We start from the raw sequence: 25637 nt of genomic DNA, 5'->3' as shown, positions 1-25637 counted from the left end.
GTGGCGGTTACTGAACCGGCCGCTCAGTCAGCGGACAGCTTGACGAGATCATTCATCAAGCCGGCCGTACCGTTGGTCACGGTCAGTTTGTCGACCTTGCCCGCGATGCTTTCCAGAGCCTCAAGCTCTTTCAGCCGCAGCATGACCGGGTTGTCAGCCATCACCTTCGCGGCGGGAAGAAGCGACCGCGTTGCGTTCGTTTCTTCCCGCCGCTTGATGACGTTGGCCTCTGCCGCTTTCTGGGCAGACACCACCTGGTTCAAAATCTCCCGCATCTCGCCCGGCAGAATCACATCCTTGAGCGTGATGTCGGTGACTTCGAGACCAATGGCCGCCATGTCGGACCGCACTTTCGTCGCTGCCTGTGCGTCCACCGTCACCTGCTTTTCCAGGATCTGGTCAAGCGTCATCGCGCCCAGTGTTTTCCGGAACGCATATTGCAGCGCCCGGTACAGCGTGTCGGCAAAGTCCTTCACCTCGGTCACGGCTTTTACCGGATCAACGACCCGATATTCCGCGGAAACATTGATCCGCAGGGTTACCCGGTCCTTGGTGAGCAGCTCCTGGCCGGTTACGTCGAGCGGCTGCCGCGTCAGATCAACGATCTTCACAACGACCTTCTGCCCGACCATCCAGTAGCCATAGACACCCGGCGCCAGTTCACCGGCCATCCGGCCGTCGACGGTGAGCAGGCCAATCTGGCCCTTGTCCACTTCGACAATCCGGATCTGGCTGAGCAGGCTGATCTGCCCCGCCTTCATCAGCCGTTCGAGCAAGTCCGGTGCGACAACCGGATTTTGTTCCAGCTGCACGACCTCGGCCTGCCACGGACCGGCATCGGTCCAGACGGTGAGCTTGCTATCCGGTGAGAGGACGGAATGGATCCGTCCGTCGCAAATGATGACAGCAATCTCGTTGGTCCCGGTCCGGTACTGGGTCAGATGCGCGGCCGCCTGATCCGGCACTTTTTCAAAAAGCGCCTTTTCATAGACCGAGACAAAGGCCGCACTGTTCAGCGCCATGCGCTCGACCCGCAATTGCTTGCGCCAGTTCGGCAGGACATGCTCGCCCGCACCCAATATACCGCGTACCTCGCCCTTGTAGAGCCAGACCGCCCGTTCGTTTTCGTTGATGGTCAGCCGCTTGCGGCCGATCAGCTTGTCAATCAAATACAACATAATACTCACTCAAATATCAGCTCACGCCAATCTCCTTTCTGATGTCGCCGCCGGAATTGGCGCACGACTTTCCCCGATCAAAGAGCCGGGGACCGGTGGCATGCCGCATGGCGGGCCGGCCAGAGCGGGCGTTGCGGGTGCCGGCGCGGATCCGGGCGGTTCGAAAACCAGCCGTCTCGGCACCGGACCAGCGCTGCCATCCTGACAGGCCGAACCATTTGTCATGGTGGCGAACGCTTTGCCTTCGCCGTTCGGGAATCCGGAGACTCCCTCCCGCCGCAGACGCCGCGCCGTTCACATGCCGGTCCCCGAACCCGGTATTCACTCAAACAGCATTCTGAGTGCTGCGGTCTTTTACAGTGACCAAGTGTGGAGCAGGAGTCGAACCTGCGACACCAAGATTCGTAGTCTTGTGCTCTACCCATCTGAGCTATCCAGTGGTGGGTCAGACAGGAATCGAACCTGTTGCCTCCGGGCGCAAAGCCCGGCGCTCTCCCAATGAGCTACAGTCCCAGCCGAATCGGGACAAGGCAGCATCCGTACATGGAACTATCAGGGATAGTCCATGCGGGCGGGCGTACCGGGAAGCCCTGACCGTTGATATCTGCCCCATCCGCTGATCGGGGAGGCGGGCCGTGAGGGGTCGGTTTTTGCGGGCGCAAGGGGTGAGCGTGGTTTTAGCGATGGGGTGGGGCGTGGGAGCGGCCAGTGGTTGCGGATGATACTATTGTGCCATCGTCATGCTATGGATATCAAACACATAGGTGCAGCGCCGCCGAGCTTGTTCCATGTGGACGGCGGTTCGGTGCTCTATCTGATCGGCAGCACGATGGACTGGGCGGAAGATTATTTCACCACGGGCTTCGTGTTCGACAATCCGAACGCCAAGGGCGCTTGCGGGTGCGGGGAGAGTTTTACGGTTTAGGACCGACGGCTTGCCACTTCAGAACACGGTTTCGCCCGGATAGTCGGCGTAAAAGTCATTATCATAGGGAAAATTGGTGAACGACATGCCGATTGTGTGGTCGAGCGCCTCGACATGGTGCCACCAGCCGACCGGCAGGAATATCGCTTCGCCAGGGCCGATGTCGCATTCCCAGATGTGCGGCGCATCCTTGTCCTGAGCTGCCATTTCGGCGCTTGAGGCCCACTCGCTGAAACAATGGATATGGTTGCGCATATAAGCGGTGTCATAGGCAGCGACCATTTTGACCCGCTTTCGGCCTGAAATCTGCAGCAGCAGGTTGTTGGTCAGATCATGGTGGAACGGTGTGATCGTTCCCTTTGGCCCGATCCAGAAAAACCCGTCCTGCCCGCCGCTCGACCTGAGCAGCGAAATATCGGCCACATCCTGCCACAGCGGCGCCAGTGCCTGTTTGTTGACCGTGTCATTATAGGCGGTCATGTAGAAATCATTGCTGCTCTCGGTCTGGCGCAGCGCCTGGATGAAGTTGCTGAACGCTATGTGGCGCTTGTGGCGGTCCTTGGCCAGTTCGTAATCGCCGGCCGACAGCCGCTGGCCCTGCAGCTCGACGACGGTGTTCCCGATCTTCTCCACCAGATAGTCGAAATTCCAGCGTTCCATCGCCGGCCAGTGATCGACCAGACCGGTCAGTTTGACCGGGCGGTTGCGGTGATGGAAGTGGCGGAAGAAAATTGCCGGCTCGATCCGGTCGATCACCGGAACAGTCCGGTCGCCGCCCGCTTCCGCCGCGTGCAGCCGGCGATAGATGGCCAGCGTCCAGTCGCGCTTGCCGACCCGGTTGCCGACTCGTCTGGCGGCGCTGAACAGCGGATCCTTGACCGCTCGCCCGGCTTCGTAATTGGCCGCTGTCTCGCTGTAGCCGGCGGCGACAAAACGCGCCGCGAGTTCGGTGACCGGGCATCCGTCGAGGATCGCCTGGGCCAGGATCTCGCGCTTGTCGGGGCGGGTCTTGGGGCTGGAGTTTGACGTCATAAAAGTGACATAACGCGGGTGGGTTGCAGAAAGATGACAGGGGGTGGGGCGATTTTACGGTTTAGGCGGCTGTCTTCGAACGGTAACCGGAACAAAAAACCCCCGGAGCTTTCACGCCGGGGGTTTTTTAATTTCGTCATCCTGAACTTGTTTCAGAATCTCTTGAGTTTGATGCGCCCTCTCACGGGATCCTGAAACAAGTTCAGGATGACGAGATGGGTGGGGCACCGCGCTCGCTTCAGAGCTTGCTCGTCAACTCCGGCACCGCATTGAACAGATCCGCGACCAGTCCGATATCCGCAACCTGGAAGATCGGGGCGTCTTCGTCCTTGTTGATGGCGACGATGATCTTGCTGTCTTTCATGCCGGCGAGATGCTGGATCGCGCCGGAGATGCCGATGGCGATATAGACTTCAGGCGCGACGATCTTGCCGGTCTGGCCGACCTGATAGTCGTTCGGGACATAGCCCGCATCGACGGCAGCGCGACTGGCGCCGATGCCGGCGCCGAGCTTGTCGGCGAGCGGAGTGATGACTTCCTCGAACTTTTCGCCGGAACCCAAAGCGCGGCCGCCGGAGACGATGATCTTGGCGCTGGTCAGCTCGGGGCGTTCGGACTTGGCGATTTCTTCGCTGACGAAGGTCGACAGGCCGGATTCACCGGCGCCGGTGACGCCTTCGATCGTTGCCGAGCCGCCTTCGGTAGCGGCTTTGTCAAAAGCGGTGCCGCGGACGGTGATCACTTTCTTGGCATCCGAGGATTTTACGGTGGCGATGGCGTTGCCGGCGTAGATCGGCCGAGTGAACGTGTCTTCGCTTTCGACCGAGAGAATGTCGCTGATCTGCATCACGTCGAGCAGGGCAGCGACGCGCGGGGCGATATTCTTGCCGGTGGTCGTGGCGGGCGCGAGGAACGCGTCGTGCGTTTCCATCAGGCTGGCGATCAGTGGCGCGGCATTTTCCGCCAGCTGATGCTCGAGCGCGGCATCATCGGCGACATGGACGGTGGCGACACCGGCGACCTTGGCCACTTCTTCCCCAACGCTGGCGCAGCCGGAGCCGAGGACCAGCGCGTGGACTTCACCGAGCTGCGAGGCAGCCGTGACCACGGCCAGGGTGGCGTCCTTCATGGTCTTGTTGTCATGTTCGACTAAAACTAGAGTTTTCATGGTTTAACTCCTTAAAATTCGTTTCATCCGTTCGCTTCGAGCATCGTCGAGAAGCATGTCTCGACTGCGCTCGACATGAACGGCAGGGCCTTAGATGGCTCCCACAGCTTTGAGTTTCGCGACCAGTGCATCGACGTCCTCGACGATTTCACCGGCCTGGCGAACCGGTGGCTCGGAGACATTGGTGGTGGTCAGGCGCGGGGCGATATCGACGTCGTAATCGGCTGGCGTTTTTTCATCCATCGGCTTTTTCTTCGCCTTCATGATGTTCGGTAGCGACGCGTAGCGCGGTTCGTTGAGACGCAGGTCAGTGGTGACCACGGCGGGCAGGTTCAGCTTGACCGTCTGCAGGCCGCCGTCGATTTCGCGCTTGACGGTGATGCTGTCGCTGTCGAGCTCGACGGTGTTGGCGAATGTACCCTGGCCCCAGCCGAGCAGGGCTGCGAGCATCTGGCCGGTCTGGTTGGAATCGTCGTCGATCGCCTGCTTGCCGGTGATCACCAGCTGCGGCTGTTCGTCAGCAACGATCTTGGCGAGGATTTTGGCAACGCCCAGCGGCTCGACTTCTTCGTCGGTGACGACGAGGATCGCCCGGTCCGCACCCATGGCGAGAGCGGTGCGCAGGGTTTCCTGTGCTTTCTGCGGTCCAACCGATACGGCGATGATTTCTTCTGCCTTGCCGGCCTCTTTCAGGCGGATGGCTTCCTCGACGGAAATTTCGTCGAACGGGTTCATCGACATTTTGACATTGGCGAGATCGACGCCGCTGCCGTCGGACTTGACCCGCGGTTTCACATTATAATCTATCACCCGCTTGACGGGTACCAGGATTTTCATTGCTGTTTCCTTCTACTATTTCTCAAACCTCTTAGCTTACGTTCACGTAAACGTCAAGTTTGCGCTGCGGCGCAGCATTGTGTCTTCCGCCCAACGCTCCGTTCGTCCCGAGCCTATCGAAGGACTGGGGAGCGTGCACGTTCGTGCTTCGACAAGCTCAGCACGAACGGGACGGGATTTTCCTTGCCTCAGGCGGCTTCTTTAACCTGGGCAACAATCTTTTTGGCGGCATCGCCGAGATCATCGGCCGACACGATCGGCAGGCCGCTATTGGCGAGGATTTCCTTGCCCTTCTCGACATTGGTGCCTTCGAGGCGAACCACCAGCGGAACGGACAGGTCGACTTCCTTGGCTGCAGCAACAATGCCTTCAGCAATGATGTCGCATTTCATGATGCCGCCGAAGATGTTGACGAGAATGCCTTCCACAGCCGGATCGGCGAGGATGATCTTGAACGCCGAGGTCACCTTTTCCTTGGTCGCGCCGCCGCCCACGTCGAGGAAGTTGGCCGGGAAAGCGCCATTGAGCTTGATGATGTCCATCGTCGCCATCGCCAGGCCGGCGCCATTGACCATGCAGCCGATATTGCCGTCGAGCTTGATATAGGCGAGATCGGACTTGCTGGCTTCGACTTCCGCCGGATCTTCTTCGGTTTCGTCGCGGAGTGCGGCGATGTCGGGGTGACGCATCAGCGCGTTGCCGTCGAAGCTCATCTTGGTGTCGAGTACGATCAACTGCTCATCTTTCGTGACCACCAGCGGGTTGATCTCGACCATTTCGCAATCCATCGCGAGGAACGCTTCGTACAATTTCTTGCCGAGCTTCTGCGCCTGCTTGTTGAGATCGCCATCCAGTCCCAGCGCGAAGGCGAGGGTGCGGCCGTGATGCGGCATGAAGCCCTGGGCCGGATCGATGGTGATTGTCTTGATCTTGTCGGGTGTGTTGTGAGCAACGTCTTCGATATCCATGCCGCCTTCGGTCGAGACGACCATCGCAACGCGGCCACTGGCCCGGTCGACCAGAATTGAGAGGTAGAATTCTTTCTCGATATCGACGCCGTCGGTGACATAGAGGCGGTTGACCTGTTTGCCTTCGTCACCGGTCTGGATCGTCACCAGCGTGTTGCCGAGCATTTCTTCGGCATTGGCGCGCACTTCGTCGATGGTTTTCGACAGGCGCACACCGCCTTTTGCATCTGCGCCCAGTTCTTTATATTTGCCCTTGCCGCGGCCACCGGCGTGGATCTGCGCCTTGACGACGTAGAGGGGGCCAGGCAGTTTTTCGGCAGCGGCTACCGCTTCGTCAACGGAGAGCGCGGCATAGCCGGCAGGAACGGCGATGCCGTGTTTTGCGAGCAATTCTTTGCCCTGATATTCATGGATGTTCATGGAAAGATATGAAGCCTTTCATTGCGCTTGAAAATGGTCGGTTAGACGATACGAGTCTTGGCTCAGGCTTAAGCACAGATGATGGGCCATTTCCACCCTGATTCATGATAATTGTTAGACGAATAAGCCAGTTTAGCCGATATAGATTACGAATGAAACTATCGTTGCCCTTGCCTGGCGGTAGGGGGCCGATGGTTAAACGATCCAGGCAGCCGACGAAGCGGTTTTTTCACAGATCAAGCCGCATCGCACAACGCCGGTCGCCGGGCAAACCACTCTCGATTTCCGATTTCAATATTGCAGCCAGCCGCTCCGGCAGTTCGGCCTGTTGCAGCGTTTGATAGCCCAATCTCCGGTAAAAATGTTCGTTGAAGGGCAGGTCCCGGAAAGTGGTCAAGGTCATCGCGGCCAAGCCTTGTTCGATCGCATGGGCTTTTGCGGTTTCCAGCAGGCGCTGTCCGATCCCCTGGCCCTGAAGACCCGCCTCGACCGCCAGTTCGAGTATGTGCAGAGCGTCGTCTTCGACGGCAGTGGTGACAAAGCCAATCGGTCGGCTCCCCGAAAGGGCGATCCAAACCGTGGATTCGTCAATGTAAATCTGATGCATTGCGGCTGCCATCACCGCATCATCTGCGATCCATTGCAGGCCCTTTATCGCCAGAAAGGCTTTCGCTGCGGATCGCTCGATGGCTGGCAGGGCTGCGGCGTCGTCGTGGGTGGCCAATCGAATGATGATTCCGGGCATTGGTTTGCCAAGTCTATTTTACCGCGCAAATCACGCCGGACGATGTCACGACCCCGATGATTTCGGGGTCCTGCAGCGCGCGGGTCTGTTTCACAAATTCGTTGATCGTCACATCACCGGCCCTGCGCTTCTTGAGCTTGCTCAGGCCGTTCAGCTTTTTCAATTGGCCGAGCGAAAGCCGATCCACCATCCGGTCGGCCATACAGGCCGAAACTGGGGCAGACAGGCCCGCGCTCATCAGGCCGTTGCGCACCCGGGTTTCCGGCGTGGCGCAGCCAGAAACCAGCGCGCATCCGGCTATGGTCAGGGCCATGAATTTGCAATTGGTCAGGATTTCAGTCGCTCCAGAACGTCATCATTTCTGATCCGGCGATAGCGGGCCATGACCAGGCTGAACAGCCCAAATAGCAGGAGACCTATGGCCACCGCGATATAGAGCCAGTTGGTCGAGCGCAAGCTGTCGAGCACCTGACCGATACCGCCAACCGAGCTGGCGTTGCCGCTTAGTGCCGCGGAGGCGATTTGCCAGCCCAGGACCGCGAAAACGACGGCACGCGCTGCGTAGCCCGCTTGCCCGACATGCTTGGCGAACGCGGGCGCATCGGCATCGAGCAGGCCCATGAATTTGGACGTATAAGCTTTGGTTGCCTGGTTGATCGCTGCCGCAAGAAAACCCAGTCCGACAATGCCGAGCAATATGTTGCCCATCGGCATCGATGCCAGGGTGCCCGCAGCCTGGCCAGCGGAGTCCCCGCCACCTGATGATCCGCCGGACGAACCAAAGGCGGCCTTGAGGGCAAAATAGCACAGAAACACATGGGCAAAGCCGCTGGCCGCATGGCCGATCCGCATCGCTATGCCTTTTGCATCACTGCCATGGCCCTGCAGATCCATCCACGCGCCATATAATCGAAAGATGCCGTACCCCAGCAGACCCACACCGACCAGTGCCAGCAGGATCGGGCCGCCGGACATCGTCTCAATTTCTTCCAGGACGCCGGTCGTGCCTTTTGACCCCGCCGTTGTCAGGGTCAGATAGCCGGCCAACCCATAGACGACGGCACGACCGAGATACCCCGCTCGTGCGAATGTTTCGATATTGGTGACGCGGGACATAGAGGGCTCCTGTTAAACTGATATTCAGCTTACGCGCAGAACGCCCTAAGGTTGCGTCTCCTAGCCGGCCTTGGCTTTGGTTTTGGCCAGTTCGATCGCTTCGAGCACCACCTTGCGCGCTTCGTCCGCATCGCCCCACTTGCCGACCCGCACCCATTTTTCGGGTTCGAGATCCTTGTAATGAGTGAAGAAATGCTCGATCTGCTGCATCACGATTTCCGGCAGATGATGGCCCTCGTCGATCTTGCGGTAATAGGGGAAGGTCGCATCGATCGGCACGCAGAGCAGCTTTTCATCGCCGCCATGCTCGTCTTCCAGATTGAGTACGGCAATCGGACGACAGCGGACAACGCAGCCGGGCATGAACGGGGAGCGCGCCACGACCAGCGCGTCAAGCGGGTCACCGTCGGGCGACAGCGTGTGCGGGATAAAGCCATAATTGGCCGGATAGCGCATCGGCGTGTGTAGAATACGGTCGACGTACAGTGCACCGGATTCCTTGTCGAACTCATATTTGACGGGTTCGCCACCAACTGGAACCTCGATAATGACGTTCAGGCTTTCTGGCGGATTATCGCCAATCGGAATTTTATTAATGTCCATGGAACAAGCGTTTCCTTCATCTGGTTTTCGGCTTTAGCAACTGGTCGATGCCGCCGTCTGTTCGGGCACCCTCTCGCGTGATTTTTTCCAGCGCCGGATAGCGCAGGCCGCCGGAATGGTCGACCATAAAATTATGAAATGCTTCACCATTTTTGGCAAAAATATCGATTTGGCCATCCTGACCCTTATTTTCCTCAATCGCCTGTTTCAGGGCGTCGTCGCTATAGGCCTTGCCGTTGACCGCCGAGATCGTGAGACCGGGTTTCAGGCCGGCGCGAAACGCCGGGCTGTTCCAGACCACCGATTTGATCATGCCCTTGCTGCCCATGACGAGGCCGATGCTATAGCTTAGATCCAGCTGTTTCCGGCGCTTGTCGTTGGCCAGAATATAGGCGCTGGGTGTATCGACGAAGACCAGCCGGTACCCGCCAAGAACCAAGCCGTTCTTCGGGGCCTCGGTGTTGGTTTGATGCACGCGTTCCTCGACAAAGGTCGCCCAGTCATAAGGCTGCACCGCGTTTAACGCGTCGATCACATCCTTTTCCTGATAGGTCCGGACACCCCAATCGCCGTTCTTGCCGCCGAAAAAGGCGCGTGCGAAATCGCCCAATGACTTTTTGCCGCCCGATTCGCGGCGGATGATCTGGTCTGCCTCCAGCCAGATCAGCAGCCCTTCGTTGTAATAATCTTCCGCTCGTTGCCAGCTGGTCCAGGGCTTGGGTCGCCGCGCTGCGATGATCGGATCGTGGGTGGTGTCGACCAGCGGTCGCCATTCCCGGCCAACGCGCTGATCCATGCCGGCGGCGATCGCCGCCAGCGCATCCAGCGTGTCCTGCTTCGAATAGAGGCCGGATCGCGCGCCCAGCACATAGCCCCAGAACTGCGTCTGTCCTTCATAGACCCACAGCAGATTGTCGCGCATCGGTTGCCGGAAGTCTGGCGTCCACATGCCCTGCGGACGGCGATATTTGCCGTTCCAGGCATGGGTCATCTCGTGCGGCAGCAGGTTGCGCCGGCCCGGTCCGCTATCCCAGTCGGTGAAATATTCCCGGTTCACGCCATTTTCAGACGAGCGGTGATGCTCCAGCCCGATGCCCCCCATTTCGTCGGTCAGTGCGAGCAGGAAATCATAGCGGTCATAGGGGTGGCTGCCGAACAGCGCTTCGGCCTCTTTGACCAGTGCGATATGCGGCGCGAGCTGCGCTTTGGACGGCCGGATGAATTTTGCGTCGTCGGCGACGACATTCAGGTGGACCCGGTTGGTCAGCGGATAGGACTGAAAATATTGTCCGGCGAAGACCGGGCTGTCGACCAGAGTGTCATAGTCCGTCTTTTGATAGACGGTGGTGCTGCCGGTCTGTGATTTCGGCCGCAATGCGCTCGCGGCCTGCCAGCCCTCGGGATAGATGGCGGTCGCCTCGACCGGGATCTGGCGGACATAATAGCCGGCAGGGTAGAGCGAGACCTGATGCCAGCGCAGATTGAGCATCGAGGGCGCCATGACCACACGGCCCTGATTCTCCATCGTGGCGGACACAAACTGGAATTTTGCGGTAATCTGGGACACGCCCTCCGGTACCGTCAGATGAAAGGCATAAACATCGACATTATCGCGGACCCACGGAATGGTCTGGCCGTTGGCGGAAAAGGACAGCCCGACCAGCTTCTCGATCTCGCCGCGCGGAGCATGATTGCCAGGCAGCCATTCCGGATAGAGCAGGGTGAGGCGACCGGCCTGACTGACCGGGATCGTCTGGGTGACACGAAATATGCCCTGGTCATGGTCGCGTGCATCGACTTCCAGCGTCATTGTACCGGGATAGGCAATGTCCTGCGGTGCCGGGATACTGTCCTGCGGAGCGACATATTCCGGTTTGCTCAGATTGTCGGGCATCGCTGACACAGGTGCGAAGGCGGTAAGGCTCAGACCAAAGCTGAGAAAGGCGGCGGTACGCATGGGGAGAAAATCCTCTGAATTTGGTTGATTCTCAAATGAAGGTTTTTGACGGCGGCGTCTAGTGGTTGCGAATTTCAACGTAGACCAACGACAGCCTGCCGTGTTGAAAAACATATTCCGCTTTTACCGATCACCGTCTAAAGGCTGCGCATGGCAAAGATACAGACCCCCCAGCCGGTACGCGGCACGCAGGATATTTTCGGCGAAGATCAGGAACGCTTCCAGCACGTGGTCGAGACATTCGAACGGGTGCGGCGGCTCTACGGGTTCAAGGGCGTCGAAATGCCGGTGTTTGAACCGACCGCGGTGTTTGCCCGCTCGCTCGGCGAGACAACCGACGTGGTGTCCAAGGAAATGTACAGCTTTGAGGATCGTGGCGGCGACAGCCTGACCCTGCGGCCCGAGTTCACGGCCGGCATCTGCAGGGCTTTTCTGAGCAATGGCTGGCAGCAGCATGTGCCGCTGAAACTGGCGGCGCATGGCCCGCTGTTCCGCTATGAGCGGCCACAGAAGGGGCGCTATCGCCAGTTCCACCAGCTCGATGCCGAGATTATCGGCGCGGGCGAGGCGGCGGCGGATGTGGACTTGCTATGTTTCGCGGATCAGCTTTTAAAGGATCTGGGCATTGATGATGGCGTGACCTTGCAGCTCAATACGCTGGGCGATGGCGAAAGCCGCGATGCGTGGCGCGATGCACTGGTCGAACATTTTCAGGCGCACAAAGCCGAGCTGTCAGAAGACAGTCAGGACCGGCTGGAACGCAATCCGCTCCGGATACTGGACAGCAAGGAGCGGCAGGACCGCCCGATTGCCGATGCCGCGCCGGATATCGACGCCTATCTGTCGAACGAGGCGAAGGAGTTTTTCGCGCAGGTCACCGAAGGCCTGGATGCCTGCGGCGTCGCCTGGGAGCGCAACAGCCGACTGGTGCGGGGGCTGGATTATTACCGCCACACGGCGTTTGAATTTGTCACCGACCGGCTGGGCGCACAGGGCACGGTGCTGGCGGGCGGCCGGTATGATGGCCTGATGGAATCGCTCGGCGGACCGCATACACCGGCCGTTGGTTGGGCCGCCGGGATCGAGCGGCTGGGTATGTTGCTGGACGAGCCGGAAGCGCCTGGCCCCGATGCGATTTTCATTCCGCTCGGCGATGGCTGCGAAGCGGCGGCGATGAAGCTGATGGGTGAATTGCGCCGGTCGGGGATCACCTGTGACATGGCCTATAAGGGCAATATGAAAAAGCGGATGCAGAAGGCCAATGCGGCTGGTGCTGCGCATGTCGTGATCATCGGCGAAAATGAACTGGCCAACGGCGTGGCCGCCGTGAAGAATCTGGCAACCGGTGATCAGCGCGAGATCGTGCTCGACGGACTGGTCGAGGCTTTGTCGGCATGACGGCCATTACGCCCCAGCGCATTGCCCAGATCGAGGCGCGGTTCGCCGAGTTGCAGGCGATGATGGCGTCGGGCGATCTCGACAGCGACAAATTTGTTTCCGTCTCCAAGGAATATGCCGAGATTGAACCCGTCGCGGAGGCGGCTGCGCGGGTCAAAGCCTTGCGCGACGAGCAGCAGGGTCTGGCCGAAATGCTGGCCGGCGATGATGCCGAGATGAAGGCGATGGCGGCGGATGAAGTGGACGGCGTGAAAAAGGCGCTGGAAAAGGCGGAGCACGCGCTGGCGCTGCAATTGCTGCCCAAAGACTCTGCCGATGACCGTCCGGCGATGCTGGAAATCCGGGCGGGCACCGGCGGCGACGAAGCGGCGCTTTTTGCCGGCGACCTTTTCCGCATGTACACGCGCTATGCCGAGGAGCAGGGCTGGAAAGTCGAAATGCTCTCGGCCAACGCCTCGGAAGTGGGCGGCTTCAAGGAAGTGGTTGCCAATATTCAGGGCAAGGGCGTGTTCGCGAAGCTGAAATTCGAATCGGGCGTGCACCGGGTGCAGCGGGTGCCGGAAACCGAAAGCGGCGGGCGTATCCATACCTCTGCAGCAACGGTGGCGATTCTGCCGGAACCGGAAGAGGTCGATATCAAGATCCGCACCGAGGACCTCCGTATCGACACCTACCGGGCGAGCGGTGCGGGCGGGCAGCATGTCAACAAGACCGACAGTGCGATCCGTATCACGCACCTGCCGACCGGGCTGGTTGTGCAATGCCAGGACGGCAAGTCGCAGCACAAGAACAAGGCGCAGGCGATGAAGGTGCTGGCGGCGCGGCTCTATGAACAGGAGCGTGATGCAGTGCAGAGCGAGGAAGCCGAGGCGCGCAAGTCGATGGTCGGATCCGGCGATCGCAGCGAACGCATCCGCACCTATAATTATCCGCAAGGCCGGGTGACCGATCACCGGATCAACCTGACGCTGCACAAGCTGCCCGAGATTGTCGAGGGCACCGCGCTGGGCGAAATGATCGACGCGCTGATCGCAGAGGATGAGGCCAACCGGCTCGCCAATCTGGATGGGTAATGCCGCCATTGCCCTGCGTGAAGCGGCGCAGACACTGGCCGAAATTTCCGACACTCCCCGGCTCGACGCCGAATTGCTGATGGCGCATGCGTTGCAGATGGAGCGGTCGCAGCTGCTGTTGAATCTGCCTGACTTGCAAAGTCCTGCAGAATTTGACGCGCTGATCGCGCGTCGTCAGCGGAGCGAACCGGTTGCCCATATTATCGGCATGAAGGAATTTTGGGGGCTGGATTTTCAGGTCAGCCCCGATGTCCTGATTCCGCGTCCCGACAGCGAGCTGCTGATTGAGGAAGCGGTGCGCCTGCACGCCGACGCACCACCAGCGCGAATTCTCGATCTGGGAACGGGCAGCGGTGCGCTGCTGCTGGCAGCGCTGCATGAATTTCCGGACGCGCAAGGGGTCGGGATCGACGCCAGCGCGGCTGCCCTGCAGATTGCGCATAACAACGCCGATGCGCTTGGGCTTGCCGACCGCGCTCGATTTCTGCTGCTCGACTGGACGGCGCCGGATTGGACCGGCGTTGTCGGGCACGACTATGATCTGCTTCTTGCCAACCCGCCTTATGTTTCGACCGGCGTTCAATTGGCTCCTGATGTCGCCGATTTCGAACCTCATCAGGCTTTATTCGCCGGAAAAGAGGGGCTGGATGACTATCGCATCATCATCCCTGTGCTCGCGCAACTGCTGTCGCCGACCGGGTGCGCGCTGCTGGAAATCGGCTATGATCAGGCAATTCCGGTCAGTCAATTGGCCTCGGATAGCGGCTATAGCGTTGAATTAAAACAGGATTTATCGGGAAATGATCGGCTGCTGATCCTCCGGTCTGAAAAAGGGCTTGGTTTTGCCGAAGCGACTCGCTAAGACTCGCTCAGGCCCAGAGGATTTCTGGCTTTTTCCCAAAATCACTGGCCTGCCCCCAATGCGATAATGTTGCTGTATTTCGGCGCGTATTTGTTTTGCATGGGCCGCTGTGGACGGGGTGTCCGCAACGCAATCGCCACCAGAGTGTGGCTATGACTTGAGAAAGACCAAGTTTATTAACGGCTTAAGGATACTCAAAAATTGATGAACAATCGTCAAGCTGGCCGCCGCGGGCGTGGCCGGAACACCAATAACCGTCCCCAGAACAATCGTGGCGGCGGATCGGATCGCGACAACCGGATCGATAACCGCGCACGCGGCAATGCCGTGCAAATGCTCGATAAGTTCAAAAAGATGGCGCAAGATGCGCAGGTCAATGGTGACCGGGTCCAGGCCGAATATTACCATCAATTTGCCGACCATTATTTCCGGGTCAATGCCGACACGGTCGCTCGCCGCGAAGAGCAGCGGATCGCCCGGGAGGAGCCACGCGGCGACAATCGTGGTGACAATCGCAGCAACAACCAGGATGATTCCAGCGACAATGATAGCGACAACAATGGTCGCAATCGTCCGCAGCGCAAGCAGTCCAATCGTCAGGCGCGCGATGATCAGAATGATCAAGAAGACCGCGACGACAAAAAGGCGAGTGACGGCGCAGAAGAGAAGAAGCCGGTACGCAGCCGTCGCCCGCGCAAAGCCGAAAGCGCTCCTGCCCAAGACGACGCGTCAGACAAAAACAGCGAGAGCAACGGGCTGGATGCCAGCGTCCTGCCGCCTGCAATTTCCGCATCGAACGAGGTTGTGGTCGAGAAGAAACCCGCTCGCAAAAAACGGGTCACCAAGCCGCGTCCGGCAGAAGAGAATGACGCCGCCTAGTTTCCGCCAGGCTGCAACCGGCTAGATAGCGGGCCGGGCACGCGGCCTGTCGTCAAGGAAGTTTAATTGCGTCCGCCAGCCATGCTGGCAAATCCAGCGCATGGAGATCGTCGACCCGCCGATGTTCGACCGAGAGGCCGTAGGCGGGATAGGCGGTGCGCTGGCGCTTTTCATCAGCCTGATCGAGCGGCACGACCACCATCCGCCGGTTGACCTTTTGCCGGTAGTTCATCCGCGCGGTATTTTCCTGTCCGACATAGCAGCCCTTGGCGAAGCTGACGCCATGGAGTTCTGCTGCATTGCATTCGAGCCACAAGGTCTTGTCGCTGCCCAGTTCTGCGGCGCCTTCGGTGACGCCGAGCGACAGGCGATGTTTCCGATAGGCTTCGTCGGCACCTTTTCCGTTCTCTGTGGTACCAAGCCAGCGATAGCCCAATTCCGGCAATCGCGGATCGGCCGGCCGGTCGTCGGCTGCCAGAGCCCAGTGTACACCAATGCTGTCATCTAGGGCGATCTCGATCTTGCGGCGCAAACGATAGAGTTTCAGGCGCTTGAGCAGGGCTTCGGCCTGATCCTGTTCGCAGTCGATCAATATGTCATCACCGTCCGCCCACAGGAAGAAATCAAACAGCACCTTCCCCTGCGCGCTCAGCAGCGCGGACCATTGCGGCATGCCGTCAACTACGACGACCATATCCTGCGTCACCAGCCCTTGCAGAAATGCCTTTATGTCTTCGGATCCGTCGGTTGCGGACAGCCTGATGATGGCGCGGTCATTTAGTCTGGTTTCGGTCATGGCATTTAGGTAGGGGTTCGCGAACGGAAAACCAACCCGCCAGGACCCGGCTTGCCGAAATCAGGCAATGTTCGGTCGGCGCAGCATCGACGGAACAGAAGATGACCGACAGCAACGACCATATTAGCATCCGCCGTCCCGACGACTGGCACGTCCACTTGCGCGATGGTGCGATGCTGGCAGCGGTGGCTGGCTTTACCGCAGACCAGTTTGGCCGCGCGATCGTCATGCCAAATCTTTCTCCGCCGGTGACCAGCGCCGCCAGCGCCGCAGCCTACCGGGACCGGATCATGGCCGTTCTCCCCGCAGAATCCGATTTTACGCCGCTGATGACCTGTTATCTTGCCGACGATGCGGATGCCGACGATCTGGCTTCGGGTCATGCCGACGGGATTTTCACGGCCGCCAAACTCTATCCTGCCAATGCGACGACCAATAGCGCTCATGGGGTCACCGATGTGGCGCATATCATGCTAGTCCTGGAGCGGATGCAGCATATTGGCATGCCGCTTCTGGTGCACGGCGAAGTGACCGATGGCGACATCGATATTTTTGACCGGGAAGCGGTGTTTATCGAGCGCGTTCTGAAAAAGCTGATCGGAGCTTTGCCCGGTCTGAAAATCGTCTTTGAACATATCACGACCGCGCAGGCGGTCCAGTTTGTCGACAGCGCCGGTCCCAATGTCGCAGCCACGATCACGCCGCATCATCTCCATATCAATCGCAATGCGATGTTTGTCGGCGGCATGCGCCCGCACGCCTATTGCCTGCCGGTGGCGAAGCGCGAGCAGCACCGCCTGGCGCTACGCAAGGCCGCGACCTCCGGATCCCCGAAATATTTCCTCGGCACCGACAGCGCCCCGCATGAAATTCACGCCAAGGAATCAGCCTGCGGCTGTGCCGGCATTTTCAATGCACCGTTTGCACTGGAAAGCTATGCCGCCGTTTTTGAAGAAGAGGGCGCGCTTGACCGGCTGGAGGGTTTTGCGTCGGTCCATGGTGCCAATTTTTATGGCCTGCCGGTCAATGAGGCGACGATTACACTGGAACGATCCGAAATCGCCGTTCCGGATATGATCGATGCCAATGGCGCAACACTTGTGCCATTTCACGCAGGTGCTGCCTTGCCCTGGCGGATCGCGCAGGCCTGAATCGTCAACAGGCTCATGTGGGTTGCGGTTTGCGGGCTGCCTTGCCGGTCCGATAGGAATCGGTCGAATAGAGCGCCAGGCTGATCCAGATCAGCAGGAAGCAGACAACATGCGATAGCGTCATCGGCTCGTCATAGACAAAGACTCCGACCAAAAACTGAATGGTTGGCGCGAGATAGTTGAGCAGGCCGATAGCACTGAGCGTCATCTTCTTGACCGCGGCCGCGAACAGCAGCAGCGGAATCGCGGTGACAAAGGAACCGCCGATGAGCAAAAGGCTGATTCCCCAGCCATCCCCGAGATGCTGCGTGGATGAAGACACCGGCATGCCGAAGGTGATCCAGACCAGAAAAAGCGTGAATGGCAGGAACAGCATCCCGGTTTCTGCGGTCAATCCGACGATCGGTCCGATATCGGCGATTTTCCGGACCAGTCCATAGCTGCTCCACGAGGCGGCGAGTGCGAGACTGATCCAGAGCGTATCCAGCGCTTGCACGGCCAGCACCGAAACACCGGCCACCGCGATCGCGATTGCCAGCCACTTGGTCCGCGACAGCGGTTCGCCAAGAAAAATCTTGCCCATGAAGACGCTGACCAGCGGACTGATAAAATAGCCCAGACTGGCGGCCAATATATGATCGTTGTGCACCGCCCAGACGTAGATCAGCCAGTTGGCGCCGATCAGGCAGGCACTGGCGAACATGGCCCAGCGCAGCTTGCGATTCACCATCGCCGCCCAGAGGCTGGCCAGACTCTTGCGAAAATAGAGGATGATCAACAGCAGTGGGACCGACCAGACGATACGATGAGCGACTATTTCCAGCGGGTCGACGCTTTGCAGCAGCTTGAAATATACCGGCATCAGTCCCCAGAAGACGCACGCGGTGAGCGCCTGGATGAAGCCGATCTTGCTGGTGGATGGTGCGTTGGCCATAGAGCAGCGCTTAGGCTTCGCGCCGCGACCCGGCAATCAAGAAATCCTATCGCCGGGAGAACCGGGCTTCGGAGTCAGATAATGCCGCCGCCGATCCAGAGCCGGAAGGCGCACAGGCACATGACGATCATGCAGAAATACAGGCCGCTGGCGCGCGAGGAGATCAGACCGAATAATGCGCCGACACCGGCAATCGGCAGGATCAACCAGTTGGTCCAGCCGAGCAGGGGAACCAGGCCGACAAAAGAGAGAATAAGGGCGATCACGCCGATGAGGATGGAAATGATATTGAACATAGGTGTATTATATACATAGTGCACCGAGAATTCAAGCATTTGCGCATCCGGCCATTGCTTTGTAGTCAGGATGGCCGAAGGGGAAGAGATCATGGCTATTGAAGACATCAGAATTGAAACGGACCGGTTGATCCTGCGCCCGCCCAATGGCGATGATCTGGAAGGCTGGGCGGCGTTTCAGGCAGATGCCGCGACCATGAAATTTATTGGCGGGGTCAAAACCCGCGCCGAATCGTGGCGATCTCTGTGCGCGATGGTGGGGGCGTGGCATGTGCGTGGCTATGCGATGTTCTCGGTCGTTCTCAAGGATAGCGGGCAGTGGATCGGCCGGATCGGACCCTGGTATCCCGACAGCTGGCCCTGCACCGAAGTCGGATGGGCGGTCGCGCCTGAATTCGCGGGGAAAGGCTACGCGCTGGAAGCCGCAGTGGCGAGCATGAACTATGCCGTGGACGAGCTGGGCTGGCAGGATATCTGCCATACGATTGCTCCCGACAATATTGCCTCCATCAAACTGGCCGAGCGCCTTGGTGCGACCAATCGCGGGCCGACACAATTGCCTGCCCCTTTTCAGGATGCACGGGTTGACGACTGGGGGCAATCGCGCGAACAATGGCAAAAGAACAGAAAGCAGTTCCAGTAGGAGAGCAGAAGCATGGCAGAAGACCGATATCTCGACCCGACCCGCGAGGCGTTCGATGCGTTCAAGGCGCTGCCACGCGACGTACCGATCCAGATGCTCAATCTGCTCCGCTTCCATGAATCGGCACAATATCCGGACGATCATCCCAATGCTGGCAAAGGATGGACTGGCGCGCGCGCCTATCGCGAATATGGCAAGACCAGCGGGCCTATTTTCGAGCGGGTTGGCGGCACGATCATCTGGCGGGGGCAGATGGAATGCATGGTTATCGGACCTGACGACAAGCAGTGGGACTCGGCGTTCATCGCTCGCTATCCGACCAGCGGCGCGTTCATGGAGATGGTTACAGATCCCGAATATCAAAAAGCGGTGGTCAACCGGCAGGCGGCGGTGCTCACATCGCGGCTGATCCGGTTTGGCGAGATCGACGGGCCGGATACGTTCGGGTGAAATCCCGAAATGGGACAAAAGGTTAATGACCAGTCACCGGATTAACCAGTTTCCCTAACGAAATATTAACGCTTTTTCGTGCATTTGGTCCGGTAAAATTCAGGAGCCTATCGCATGTCCAAGCTTACCCGTTCCCTTATGCTGTCTGCCGCAGCTTTTGCGCTGCCTCTGACGCTCGCTGCCTGTGGCAGCAAAGATGCGAGCGACGAAGAGCTGGCGCAACTGGATGACAATCTGACCTCTGACCCGGCGATGAATGACGCGCTGGAAGATTCGATCCTGGTGGATCCCGATCTGACCGATCAGGCCAATCGCAATGCCGTTCGCAGTGCCAATGAGGCAGCGGACGGATCGGTCCCTCCCGGCACCGGTGAAGACGGCAGCGCCGCCGCAAAGGCTGCGCTTGGCGGCAAAATGATGAGCGCGCCGACGCCGAAGCAAATGACCTCGGACGATGAAGGATTGACGCTGGGGGACAAGGCCGAGCTTGAGGAAGCGCGCAGCAACAAGCCCCCATGCAAGGAAAAGCTGACCTACGATATGAGCTGGGCCAACAAGATGCCACCGGAATTTGCGGTCTATCCGAAAGCAAATTTGCAGGAAGCGGCGGGCAAATGCGACCTGCGGGTGGTGAGCTTCACCACCGCCACGCCGATCAAGAAGATTGTCGATTATTATTATACGAGGGCGAAGCGCGGCGGATATGACGCCGAATATGTGTTGCGGGGCAGCGAGCATGTTCTGGGCGGTTCAAAACCGAACCAGGCCAATGCCTATGTCATAACCCTGAACGAGCGTTCGGGCGGTGGAACCGTGGTTGATATCGTCGCCAACACAGGGCGATAAACGCGTGCATTAACGGCCGGACGTCGCATTTCAAACGTTCCGGCAATCAAGGGTGGCCCCGCTCCGGCCGCCCTTTTTTTTGCTTATTCCCGGTAGCTGCCGCCGCCATCCACCGTGACGTCATTGGCGGTGGTGAAGCTGCTGAGGTCGCTGGCCAGCCATAGCATCGCATTGGCCACTTCGACTGCCTGGCCGACGCGATTGATCGGGTGGTTGCGGTTGAACAGTTCCACCGCTTCCTCGTGCGGACCCGGGTAAGCGGCGAGATAGCGCTGGTACATCGGCGTGTCGATTGCGCCGGGATGCACGGTATTGACCCGCACCGGATATTTCTGCGCAGCGCAGTGCAGCGCCAGCGATTTGCTCATCGACGTCACCGCTGCCTTGCTGGCGCAATAGGCGGCGAATTGAGCGCCGGGGCGCATCGCCAGCATCGACCCGATATTGACAATCGCGCCATCTTCGCCGCTTTCGATAATGGCTGGCAGGCCGACACGGCAGCCGTAGAAGGTGCCCTGCAGATTGATATCGATGGTGCGGTTCCAGCTTTCCAGATCGACCTCGTCGACCGATCCCGGTTCGGAAATACCGGCGACATTGAACAGCGTCGTCATCTTGCCAAAGCGCTCTTTGGTGGCGTCGACGGCCGCTTGCCATTGGTCGAGGTTGCGCACATCCAGCTCAACCGCATCGGCGCGTTCGCCGAGCGAGGCGGCAAGTTCGCGCGCCTTGTCGATCTGGATATCGGCCAGCATTACCGAGCCGCCTTCCTCGATCACGCGCTGCCCGGCGGTGCCGCCAATGCCTTCCGCGCCGCCAGAGATCAGCGCGACTTTTCCGTCCATCATGCCCATGTCGTTTTCCTGTTTTCCGGTCTATTTCTTGTCGAACTGGATCGGCAGATTGGCCAGTCCGCGCAGCATCATGTTCGGTGGATAGCGCAGTTCCGCGCCTTCCTGGATCCGGATATTATCCATACGCTTGGCGAATTGCTGGAACGATACGGTCATTTCCTTGCGCGACAGCATATTGCCGACGCACATGTGGATACCCTTGCCGAACGCCAGATGAGTGCGCGCATTTTTGCGATCGACATGAAATTCATTCGGGCTTTCGAACTGTTTGGGATCGCGGTTGGCCGCATGATAGCGCATCATCACCATCGCGCCCTTGGGCAGCATCACGCCGCCCAGCTCGGCATCGCGATGCATCACCCGCCAGATGCCCGAGGAACCGCTCGACATGCGCAGCACTTCTTCGACGGCGTTGGGGATCAGCGACGGATCGTCCTGGATTTTCTTATACTGGTCGGGGTTGGTGGCGAACAGGCGCGTGCCTTCGGCGAGGGCTGCGGTTGTCGTCTCATTGCCCGCAACCATCAACTGCTGCACGATCGACAGAGATTCAGCATCGTCGAGCGGTCGCTCGCCATCAACCCGGGCATTGACCAGGTCAGAAAGGATATCGTTCTTCGCTTCCTTGCGGCGCTCGTCCATATTGGCTTTCAGAGCGTGCTGATATTCGACCACCTCGCGTTCGGTTTCCAGCTGCCGTTCCCGGGACATCATGCCGGAAAGCCGGTCAACAAAGGCATTGGTCCAGCGCTTGATCGTGCTGGCGTCGGCAACGTCGAGGCCCAGCTGTACGGCGATCGTGCGGACCGGCATCGGAATCGCATATTCCTCGACAAATTCGCATTCGCCCCTGTCGATGAAATTGTCGATCAGCTCGTTTGACATCTCGCGCATGCTGTCTTCCAGCTTGTTCACCTTGGGCATCGAGAAAGCGAGATTGACCAGCTTGCGGAAGCGCGTGTGCACCGGCTGATCGGCGGTGAGCAGGGTGTTGACCTGCGGCCAGCCCTGGGACTGAATTTCCTGCACTTCCTTGTCATTTTCCAGCTCTTCTGCGGATTTTCCGCCGGAAAGCAGCGCATTGAAATTGTTGGAAAAATCGTCCAGCCGACCGACCGCTTCCGAAATCAGGTCATAGTCGAGCACGACATAGGCGCCGGCCGCTTCGTCATAGAAGACGGGGTTTTTGGCGCGTTGTTCTTCGTAAAATTCAAACGGATCGACCAGAATGTCTGGTTGGAATAGCGATTTGGAAACGGCTTCGTTCATGGCAGGTTCCTGTCTTATTCAGTCAAAAGAAGGCGTTGGTTCGCCTTGCGCATTGTAAACCGGGCTTTCGGCATCAACGCGATATTTGGCGCTGACCGCATTGGTCAGGCCGAACTTGCCGATATGGTCTCGCATGCTGGCATAGTGGACATTCTTGAAATGCGCCGCCAGCGCTTCTTCGCTGGCCCATTCCTCAAACACTTCGATGCGCGCCGGATTGTCGAGATCGGCGGCCCAGCTGTAACACAGACAGCCTTCCTGGGTCAGGGCGCCGTCAATATAGGGCTTGCCGGTTTTCAAACATTCTTCACGCTGCGCCGGATCGACATCGATATGTGCCGCAATCAAAATCTTCGCCATATATCCAATTCTCCTAAAGCTTGTTGCCGCCGAACTGGGCGACGACGACAAATATCCGTTTGCTGTAAAGCCACTGACCGTCGATTTTGACAAATTCATCGTCATAACGGCCGCCGGCGACGCGTGGCTCGCCCTTCTCGACCAGTATTTCATGGGTCTGGTATCGCCCGGTGGCGGTGTCGCCGGTGACTTCCAGGCTGGCGGGGATGCCGAGAAAGCTGACGGCATCAAACTGGCCCATCGCGCCGTTCCAGAGATTGACGATATTCTCGCGACCGACCACTTCGGTGCCCATCAGCGACCAGGTGGCATCTTCGGTCCAGAGTGCACCCCAGTCGTCCGGATCCTTGCGCAGCACGGCATCGCAATAGGCATCGTGCAGTTCGCGGATCGCCAGTCGATCTTCTATTGGTCCTGAAAACATGGACTAATCCTCTCCTTATATCAGTGCCGACTACAGGAGAAAAATGGCTAAAAAACAAGCTGCCATAAGTGCTAGCGCCCGTCGGTCAGTCGCCGCTGATCCGTTCGATATCGGCGCCGACAGCGGCCAGCTTTTCTTCCAGCCGCTCATAGCCGCGATCGAGATGGTAGATGCGCTGCAATCGTGTTTCGCCTTCCGCCGCCAGCCCGGCAATCGCCAGACTCATCGAGGCGCGCAAATCGGTCGCCATCACCGGCGCGCCGGTCAGCTTTGCGACCCCCCGCACTACCGCAGTACGACCCTTGGTTTCGATATCCGCGCCCATCCGGTTGAGCTCCGGCACATGCATATAGCGATTTTCGAAAATGGTTTCGGTCAGCACGCTGGCGCCATCGGCGAGGCAGAGCATCGCCATCAGCTGCGCCTGCATGTCGGTGGCGAGGCCCGGATAGGGAGCGGTCGACAGGGTTAGCGGCCTGAGCTTGCCGTCAGATGCAACCCTGATTCCCTTGGCATGGGTCTCTACCGACAGACCGGCATGGCGCAGCGCATCGAGCGTCGCTTCCATTTCGTCGGCCTTGGCGGCCAGCAGATCGACTTCGCCGCCGGCAATGCCGACCGCGCAGGCATAGCTGCCCGCTTCGATCCGGTCCGACATAACCCGATAGGTGCAGCCGTGCAGCCGGTCGACGCCGGTGATGGTCAGCGTCGAGGAACCAATGCCCTCAATTTCCCCGCCCATCGCGACGAGCATGTTGCACAGGTCGACAATTTCCGGTTCGCGGGCGGCGTTTTTCAGGACGCTGGTGCCATTGGCCAGGACCGCGGCCATCAGCGCATTTTCTGTCGCGCCGACGGACACCACCGGGAAGGTAAAATCGCCGCCGGGCAGGCCGCCATCGGGTACGCGGGCAATAACATAGCCGCTGGTTGTTTCGATCGTCGCACCCAGCGCCTCGATCGCTTTGAGATGCAGGTCAATCGGCCGGTTGCCGATGGCACAGCCGCCGGGCAGCGATACCCGGCATTCCCCGGCGCGGGAGAGCAGCGGCCCGAGCACCAGGATCGAGGCCCGCATCTTGCGGACGATATCATAGGGCGCTTCGGTCGAGGTGATCCGGCCGGCTTTCAGCGTCATCACCCGGCCGAAATCTTCCGGGCGGGCGCCTTCGATGGTGGTCGAAACGCCGAGCTGGTTGAGAAGATGGCCGAAACTGTCGACATCGGCCAGCCGCGGAAGATTGCGCAGCGTCACCGGTTCGTCGGTCAGCAGCGCACAGGGCAGCAGGGTGAGAGCGCTGTTTTTTGCGCCGGAAATCGGAATGGTGCCAGACAGCCGGTTGCCGCCGCGTATCGAGATAATATCCATGGTCCAGCATTTACCGCAAATGGCGATGCAGGCAAGTCTATTGCGGTTCTATTGCGGTCCGATGCTGCACAGCGCGCAGCAAATGATGCTAGTCGCGCAGCAGTCCCAGAGCGGAATAAGCCGCTTCCACGGTCGGACGGGCCAGCGCAGAAGCTTTTTCCGAACCTTTGCTCAGGATCGCGTCAATCGCATCCGCGTCCTTGCGCAAATCGTCAAACCGCTGCCGGATCGGCGACAATGTGCTGACCGCCAGATCGGCCAGCGCGGGTTTGAAGTCGCCAAAGCCCTTGCCCGCATATTCGGCCAGCACAGCCTCTTGTGACTGGTCGGCCAGCGCAGCGTAGATGCCGATCAGATTCCTCGCTTCCGGACGATCGGCGAGATCCGCCATATTGTCGGGAAGCGGCTCGGGATCGGTCTTGGCCTTCTTCAATTTGCGCGCAATCGTGTCGTCATCGTCGCTCATATTGATCCGGCTGAGATCGGACGGATCGGATTTGCTCATCTTGGCATTGCCGTCGCGCAGGCTCATGATCCGGGCCGCGCTTTTGCCGATAAACGGCTCGGGCAGGACAAAGGTCTCGGTGCCGGTGTCGCTGTTGAACTTTGTTGCAATGTCGCGGGCCAGTTCCAGATGCTGCTTCTGGTCTTCCCCAACAGGGACATGGGTTGTCTGATAGGCCAGTACGTCGGCAGCCTGGAGGACGGGATAGGCATAGAGGCCAAGCGAGGCTCTTTGCTTGTGCTTGCCGGATTTTTCCTTGAACTGCGTCATCCGGTCGAGCCAGCCCATCGGCGTATTGCAGATCAGCATCCAGGCCAGCTCCGCATGCGCGGGAACCCGGGCCTGATTGAACAGGATCGACTTGTCCGGATCGATGCCTGCGGCGACCAGCACCGCAACCATGTTACGGCAATTGGCCGACAGTTCAGCGGGGTCGTTATGGACGGTAATCGCATGCATATCGGCGAGGAAAAACAGGCATTCCCCCTCCTGCTGCATCTTCACCCAGTTCTTGATCGCGCCCAGATAATTGCCGAGATGGAGATTACCTGTGGGCTGGATGCCCGATACCGTGCGCAT

The 25637-nt window shown here is 59.2% G+C and carries 27 protein-coding genes and 1 pseudogene; 9 read left to right on the top strand and 19 right to left on the bottom strand.

The window, feature by feature from the left end:
* Nucleotides 1-23 precede the first annotated feature (23 nt).
* The gene (locus ACN0WW_RS12615; RefSeq protein ID WP_417613015.1) at nucleotides 24-1178 is read right to left on the bottom strand and encodes a slipin family protein; all 1155 of its coding nucleotides are present in this window, start codon (nucleotides 1176-1178) and stop codon (nucleotides 24-26) included.
* A 784-nt stretch (nucleotides 1179-1962) separates the two neighbouring features.
* Between ACN0WW_RS12615 and ACN0WW_RS12610 the strand changes: the two are divergent.
* Nucleotides 1963-2103: pseudogene (locus ACN0WW_RS12610) on the top strand (HesB/IscA family protein); the annotation flags it as partial.
* Nucleotides 2104-2121: 18 nt separating this feature from the next.
* Here ACN0WW_RS12610 and ACN0WW_RS12605 read toward each other — a convergent pair.
* The 9 genes from ACN0WW_RS12605 to ACN0WW_RS12565 form a co-directional block, all read right to left on the bottom strand.
* Entirely contained in the window at nucleotides 2122-3135 is a 1014-nt protein-coding gene (locus tag ACN0WW_RS12605; protein ID WP_417613013.1) for a cupin-like domain-containing protein, read from the bottom strand.
* Between the two features lie 238 nt (nucleotides 3136-3373).
* Complete coding sequence (locus ACN0WW_RS12600; protein ID WP_417613011.1) at nucleotides 3374-4303, bottom strand: electron transfer flavoprotein subunit alpha/FixB family protein; 930 nt, start codon at nucleotides 4301-4303, stop codon at nucleotides 3374-3376.
* A gap of 90 nt (nucleotides 4304-4393) precedes the next feature.
* Nucleotides 4394-5140 carry an electron transfer flavoprotein subunit beta/FixA family protein gene (locus tag ACN0WW_RS12595; protein WP_417613009.1) on the bottom strand — a complete coding sequence of 249 codons (747 nt, stop codon included), beginning with the start codon at nucleotides 5138-5140 and terminating at the stop codon, nucleotides 4394-4396.
* 188 nt (nucleotides 5141-5328) lie between these two features.
* Nucleotides 5329-6528, bottom strand: a complete 1200-nt coding sequence (gene sucC, locus ACN0WW_RS12590) for an ADP-forming succinate--CoA ligase subunit beta (protein ID WP_417613007.1) — start codon at nucleotides 6526-6528, stop codon at nucleotides 5329-5331.
* 229 nt (nucleotides 6529-6757) lie between these two features.
* On the bottom strand, nucleotides 6758-7273 hold the full coding sequence (locus tag ACN0WW_RS12585; RefSeq protein ID WP_417613005.1) for a GNAT family N-acetyltransferase: 516 nt from the start codon (nucleotides 7271-7273) through the stop codon (nucleotides 6758-6760).
* A 13-nt stretch (nucleotides 7274-7286) separates the two neighbouring features.
* Nucleotides 7287-7586: a hypothetical protein gene (locus ACN0WW_RS12580; protein ID WP_417613003.1), complete on the bottom strand. Its 300-nt coding sequence runs from the start codon at nucleotides 7584-7586 to the stop codon at nucleotides 7287-7289.
* Nucleotides 7587-7600: 14 nt separating this feature from the next.
* Nucleotides 7601-8389, bottom strand: a complete 789-nt coding sequence (locus ACN0WW_RS12575; RefSeq protein ID WP_417613001.1) for a DUF1206 domain-containing protein — start codon at nucleotides 8387-8389, stop codon at nucleotides 7601-7603.
* Nucleotides 8390-8449: 60 nt separating this feature from the next.
* On the bottom strand, nucleotides 8450-8992 hold the full coding sequence (ppa, locus tag ACN0WW_RS12570) for an inorganic diphosphatase (RefSeq protein ID WP_417613000.1): 543 nt from the start codon (nucleotides 8990-8992) through the stop codon (nucleotides 8450-8452).
* 16 nt (nucleotides 8993-9008) lie between these two features.
* Nucleotides 9009-10949, bottom strand: a complete 1941-nt coding sequence (locus ACN0WW_RS12565; protein WP_417612998.1) for a M61 family metallopeptidase — start codon at nucleotides 10947-10949, stop codon at nucleotides 9009-9011.
* A gap of 150 nt (nucleotides 10950-11099) precedes the next feature.
* On the opposite strand from ACN0WW_RS12565, the gene hisS reads away from it, so the two are divergent.
* The 4 genes from hisS to ACN0WW_RS12545 all read left to right on the top strand — a co-directional run bounded on the left by hisS (nucleotide 11100) and on the right by ACN0WW_RS12545 (nucleotide 15161).
* A complete protein-coding gene (gene hisS / locus ACN0WW_RS12560) occupies nucleotides 11100-12347 on the top strand; it encodes a histidine--tRNA ligase (RefSeq protein WP_417612996.1) in 1248 nt (415 codons plus the stop codon).
* Entirely contained in the window at nucleotides 12344-13420 is a 1077-nt protein-coding gene (gene prfA / locus ACN0WW_RS12555; protein ID WP_417612994.1) for a peptide chain release factor 1, read from the top strand. Before hisS ends, prfA begins: the two co-directional genes overlap by 4 nt.
* Entirely contained in the window at nucleotides 13413-14282 is an 870-nt protein-coding gene (gene prmC / locus ACN0WW_RS12550) for a peptide chain release factor N(5)-glutamine methyltransferase (protein WP_417612992.1), read from the top strand. Before prfA ends, prmC begins: the two co-directional genes overlap by 8 nt.
* Before the next feature lie 204 nt (nucleotides 14283-14486).
* A complete protein-coding gene (locus ACN0WW_RS12545; protein WP_417612990.1) occupies nucleotides 14487-15161 on the top strand; it encodes a DUF4167 domain-containing protein in 675 nt (224 codons plus the stop codon).
* 52 nt (nucleotides 15162-15213) lie between these two features.
* Here the strand turns inward: ACN0WW_RS12545 and ACN0WW_RS12540 are convergent, their stop codons facing one another.
* A complete protein-coding gene (locus tag ACN0WW_RS12540; RefSeq protein WP_417612988.1) occupies nucleotides 15214-15957 on the bottom strand; it encodes a YgfZ/GcvT domain-containing protein in 744 nt (247 codons plus the stop codon).
* Between the two features lie 101 nt (nucleotides 15958-16058).
* Between ACN0WW_RS12540 and pyrC the strand changes: the two genes are divergently transcribed.
* Entirely contained in the window at nucleotides 16059-17108 is a 1050-nt protein-coding gene (pyrC, locus tag ACN0WW_RS12535; RefSeq protein ID WP_417612986.1) for a dihydroorotase, read from the top strand.
* A gap of 13 nt (nucleotides 17109-17121) precedes the next feature.
* Here pyrC and rarD read toward each other — a convergent pair whose 3' ends face one another.
* Nucleotides 17122-18042, bottom strand: coding sequence for an EamA family transporter RarD (gene rarD, locus ACN0WW_RS12530; protein WP_417612984.1), 921 nt, complete (start codon nucleotides 18040-18042; stop codon nucleotides 17122-17124).
* Between the two features lie 74 nt (nucleotides 18043-18116).
* On the bottom strand, nucleotides 18117-18377 hold the full coding sequence (locus tag ACN0WW_RS12525) for a hypothetical protein (protein ID WP_417612982.1): 261 nt from the start codon (nucleotides 18375-18377) through the stop codon (nucleotides 18117-18119).
* Between the two features lie 52 nt (nucleotides 18378-18429).
* On the opposite strand from ACN0WW_RS12525, the gene ACN0WW_RS12520 reads away from it, so the two are divergent.
* The 3 genes from ACN0WW_RS12520 to ACN0WW_RS12510 all read left to right on the top strand — a co-directional run bounded on the left by ACN0WW_RS12520 (nucleotide 18430) and on the right by ACN0WW_RS12510 (nucleotide 20277).
* Entirely contained in the window at nucleotides 18430-18981 is a 552-nt protein-coding gene (locus ACN0WW_RS12520; protein WP_417612980.1) for a GNAT family N-acetyltransferase, read from the top strand.
* 12 nt (nucleotides 18982-18993) lie between these two features.
* On the top strand, nucleotides 18994-19431 hold the full coding sequence (locus ACN0WW_RS12515; protein ID WP_417612978.1) for a DUF1330 domain-containing protein: 438 nt from the start codon (nucleotides 18994-18996) through the stop codon (nucleotides 19429-19431).
* Nucleotides 19432-19545: 114 nt separating this feature from the next.
* Nucleotides 19546-20277: a hypothetical protein gene (locus tag ACN0WW_RS12510; protein ID WP_417612976.1), complete on the top strand. Its 732-nt coding sequence runs from the start codon at nucleotides 19546-19548 to the stop codon at nucleotides 20275-20277.
* 83 nt (nucleotides 20278-20360) lie between these two features.
* On the opposite strand, the gene ACN0WW_RS12505 is transcribed toward ACN0WW_RS12510, so the two are convergent.
* The 6 genes from ACN0WW_RS12505 to trpS all read right to left on the bottom strand — a co-directional run bounded on the left by ACN0WW_RS12505 (nucleotide 20361) and on the right by trpS (nucleotide 25637).
* A complete protein-coding gene (locus ACN0WW_RS12505) occupies nucleotides 20361-21125 on the bottom strand; it encodes an SDR family oxidoreductase (protein ID WP_417612974.1) in 765 nt (254 codons plus the stop codon).
* 27 nt (nucleotides 21126-21152) lie between these two features.
* A complete protein-coding gene (locus ACN0WW_RS12500; RefSeq protein WP_417612972.1) occupies nucleotides 21153-22400 on the bottom strand; it encodes a cytochrome P450 in 1248 nt (415 codons plus the stop codon).
* 18 nt (nucleotides 22401-22418) lie between these two features.
* A complete protein-coding gene (locus ACN0WW_RS12495; RefSeq protein WP_417612970.1) occupies nucleotides 22419-22760 on the bottom strand; it encodes a putative quinol monooxygenase in 342 nt (113 codons plus the stop codon).
* Between the two features lie 13 nt (nucleotides 22761-22773).
* Nucleotides 22774-23184 carry a nuclear transport factor 2 family protein gene (locus ACN0WW_RS12490; protein ID WP_417612968.1) on the bottom strand — a complete coding sequence of 137 codons (411 nt, stop codon included), beginning with the start codon at nucleotides 23182-23184 and terminating at the stop codon, nucleotides 22774-22776.
* 85 nt (nucleotides 23185-23269) lie between these two features.
* On the bottom strand, nucleotides 23270-24553 hold the full coding sequence (murA, locus tag ACN0WW_RS12485; protein ID WP_417612966.1) for a UDP-N-acetylglucosamine 1-carboxyvinyltransferase: 1284 nt from the start codon (nucleotides 24551-24553) through the stop codon (nucleotides 23270-23272).
* 88 nt (nucleotides 24554-24641) lie between these two features.
* Complete coding sequence (gene trpS / locus ACN0WW_RS12480) at nucleotides 24642-25637, bottom strand: tryptophan--tRNA ligase (RefSeq protein ID WP_417612964.1); 996 nt, start codon at nucleotides 25635-25637, stop codon at nucleotides 24642-24644.

This window comes from Parasphingorhabdus sp. (assembly GCF_048269865.1).
Taxonomy (GTDB): Bacteria; Pseudomonadota; Alphaproteobacteria; order Sphingomonadales; family Sphingomonadaceae; genus Parasphingorhabdus.
Note: the sequence above shows the minus strand (reverse complement) of the source record. Positions and strands in the feature narration are given on the sequence as shown.